This window comes from Bradyrhizobium sp. 23 (assembly GCF_023073295.1).
Classification (GTDB): domain Bacteria; phylum Pseudomonadota; class Alphaproteobacteria; order Rhizobiales; family Xanthobacteraceae; genus Bradyrhizobium; species Bradyrhizobium canariense_D.
The window spans coordinates 1-643 of the sequence record NZ_JADPJF010000024.1; the positions used below are offsets into that span (position 1 = coordinate 1).

Annotated in this window: 1 protein-coding gene; it reads left to right on the forward strand. The window is 63.3% G+C overall.

Features of this window, described 5'->3' with window-relative positions:
- The coding region (gene istB, locus IVB32_RS03845; protein ID WP_247409876.1) for an IS21-like element helper ATPase IstB at positions 1–611 on the forward strand (611 nt) is incomplete at its 5' end.
- Positions 612–643: the final 32 nt, after the last annotated feature.

Here is a 643-nt window from a genome sequence, read left to right on the forward strand (position 1 = left end):
AGGCGCGGCTGCCCGCTGGAAAGACCTTCGACAACTTCGACTTCGAGGCTGTGCCGATGATCTCCAAGGCACAGGTGACCGCGCTCGCCGCCGGCGATGGTTGGCTCGGCAAGGGCGCCAATCTGCTGCTGTTCGGCCCGCCCGGCGGCGGCAAGAGTCACTTGGCGGCAGCCATCGGCCTGGCCCTTATCGAGAACGGATGGCGCGTCCTCTTCACCCGCACCACCGATCTCGTCCAGAAGCTCCAGGTGGCGCGGCGCGAGCTCAATCTCGAGGCCGCCATTAACCGCCTCGACCGCTTCGACCTCCTGATCTGCGATGATCTTGCCTACGTCACCAAGGACCAGGCCGAGACCAGCGTGCTGTTCGAGCTCATCAGCGCTCGCTACGAGCGGCGTTCCATGCTGATCACCGCCAATCAGCCCTTTGGAGAGTGGAACAGGGTCTTCCCGGATCCTGCTATGACGCTCGCCGCCATCGATCGCCTCGTTCACCACGCCACCATCGTCGAGATGAACGTCGAAAGCTATCGCAGGCGCACCGCGCTCGAGCGGAAGCGTGGTCCAGGGCGACCATCCTCGCACGCGACACCAAAAACACTCGCTGATTGACGCTCCGCGACAATCAGAGCGAACAAAACTCT